This is a genomic window from Bathymodiolus heckerae thiotrophic gill symbiont (genome assembly GCF_900128515.1).
Taxonomy (GTDB): Bacteria; Pseudomonadota; Gammaproteobacteria; order PS1; family Pseudothioglobaceae; genus Thioglobus_A.
On record NZ_FQTP01000187.1, the window covers coordinates 1 to 1,732 of the forward strand.

The window sequence follows — 1,732 nt, forward strand, 5'->3', positions numbered from 1 at the left end:
CTCCGTGCTCAGATCTCATATTATCTCTAAATACCTGCCTTTCTTCTGTTGTCATTCCCTCAAGACTGGTTTGCATTGCGTCTCTAAAATTTATTCTATCTGTTGGAGACACGGCTTGAATAGTGCTGAAATAGTTAATACTGTTGCTAATTTCTTCATTTTTATACCTCGTTTTTGTTAGTTTTAGTCGTTATCAAATCCATGCTCATACTTATGCTTGTCATTACAGCCGGGCTTTGTCTTGTGCTCACTTTTTTGATGCTTAATGCCTAAACGCTCAAAGAAAGAACGCCTGTCATGGTTGTCAAAACCCATGTAATCAAAAAATGCACTCCTCTCTAAATCAGTCATATTGTTAATATTGTTACGCATCATGTTGATAAATCCGGCGCGTTCCATAGTTGACATAGAGTTAACCGCACTTTGTGCATCAAAGCGTCTGTGCATATTATTTTGCTCATCTTTGCCCAATCCTTGTGAAGCTCTCATTCTATTCTTGAATGCTTGTTTTTCTACTGCTGACACTCTATCCATATTGCTGTGCATCATGTTTTCGAATCCTGCTCTATCTGCAGGTGTCATTGCTTGTACCTTATTATATAAATCACCATGTTTATGCTCATAATTTGTAAAATGTGCTTGTGCTGTATAAGTGCCTAATAGCAAAGTTGATACAGTTAAAAGTGTTGTTAATTTTTTCATGTTGTTACTCCGTTTATTTAAATTATGTTTTGAATCTGGTGCCAGTATAGAACATCAATGTAACCGCAGCATTACACCAATAAATCAATTGGCATCGGTTTGTTACCAATTGTAACCAGCACTCTTATCGTGGGCTCTGACGTATAATCAAACACATGAATAATGAAAAAAATAATTCTAATTGTTGATGATGATGGCATTTGCCGTATGCTCACACGTTATTTAACCGAACAGGGTTTTAGTAGTCAAAGTGCTGGTGATGGCATACAAATGGATAAATGGCTTGCTAATCACACACCAACTCTTATCTTGCTAGATTTAATGTTGCCCGGTGAAGACGGTCTTTCAATTGCTAGAAGACTACGGGGCGCCTCCAACATGCCCATTATGATGTTAACGGCTAAAGGCGAGGATATCGATCGCATTATTGGTCTAGAAATTGGTGCAGATGATTACCTAACCAAGCCTTTTAATCCACGTGAGTTGTTAGCACGTGTCAATGCACTGCTAAGACGATCAAACTACGCCGATATGCCTGAGCTGTTAAATAACAATCTTTTCAGTTTTGGCCCCTATAGCTTTGATCAGGAAGCGCTTATTTTGCACAATAAAGACCGAGAAATTTCACTAGGATATGCTGATACAGAATTATTACAACTGTTTACTAGCAACCCAAACCATCCAATAAGTCGCGATTTTATCTTAGATGAGCTATCTGGCATAGATCGAGATCCGTTTGATCGATCAATTGACGTGAGGATTACTCGCCTTAGAAAAAAAATCGAACCAGATCCTAGCAATCCTCAATTTATTCGCACGGTTCGTGGCGTTGGCTATCGCTTTACTCCGAATGGGAATAACACTACATGACTAAAACTCTATTTGGTCGCACTTCGCTTATTGTCACCAGCACCATGCTGGCATTTTTAATAACAACCATTACCATTGCTGGATATTTTATTATTTTGCCAGTGGGCAAAAGAAACGCTGAAGATTTGGCCTCACTTATTTTATTATCGGCAAAAACCTA

At 38.5% G+C, this 1,732-nt stretch carries 2 protein-coding genes; one reads left to right on the forward strand and one right to left on the reverse strand.

Going from position 1 to position 1,732, the window contains the following annotated elements; translation table 11 throughout:
* Positions 1 to 183: 183 nt before the first annotated feature.
* Positions 184 to 702, reverse strand: coding sequence for a hypothetical protein (locus BTHERMOSOX_RS10985; RefSeq protein WP_138121171.1), 519 nt, complete (start codon positions 700 to 702; stop codon positions 184 to 186).
* Positions 703 to 864: 162 nt separating this feature from the next.
* Here BTHERMOSOX_RS10985 and BTHERMOSOX_RS10990 point away from each other — a divergent pair, with 162 nt between their 5' ends.
* A complete protein-coding gene (locus tag BTHERMOSOX_RS10990; RefSeq protein WP_138121172.1) occupies positions 865 to 1,572 on the forward strand; it encodes a response regulator in 708 nt (235 codons plus the stop codon).
* The last annotated feature ends 160 nt before the right edge of the window (positions 1,573 to 1,732 follow it).